At 59.8% G+C, this 256-nt stretch carries 1 protein-coding gene; it reads right to left on the bottom strand.

The features are described 5' to 3' along the window. Positions 1-256: membrane dipeptidase (locus tag R0J87_RS22315; RefSeq protein WP_498889050.1), on the bottom strand; the 256-nt coding region annotated here is incomplete at both ends.

Raw genomic sequence — 256 nt, 5'->3', positions numbered from 1 at the left:
CGCGGATTGCGTGCAGCTGGCGGTCCGACAAGTTGCGGCTGTGCAGTGTGAGGGCCCCGGCATTGGAATGGGTGGCAACCAAAGGCGCATCACTGTTGCGCGCCACATCCCAGAAACCGGCCTCATTCATATGGGAAAGATCAATCATGATCTTCAGTGCGTTGCAGCGTTTGACCAGACGTACGCCATCCGGAGTAAGCCCGTCGCCGGTATCACTGCTGGATGGGAAGCGGAACGGAACCCCGTGGCCATAGCG

It is taken from the genome of Halomonas sp. SIMBA_159, assembly GCF_046536035.1.
In the GTDB taxonomy this organism is placed as follows: Bacteria; Pseudomonadota; Gammaproteobacteria; order Pseudomonadales; family Halomonadaceae; genus Vreelandella; species Vreelandella venusta_A.
The sequence above is the reverse complement of the archived record's forward strand: the minus strand, read 5'-3'. Positions and strand labels throughout refer to the sequence as shown.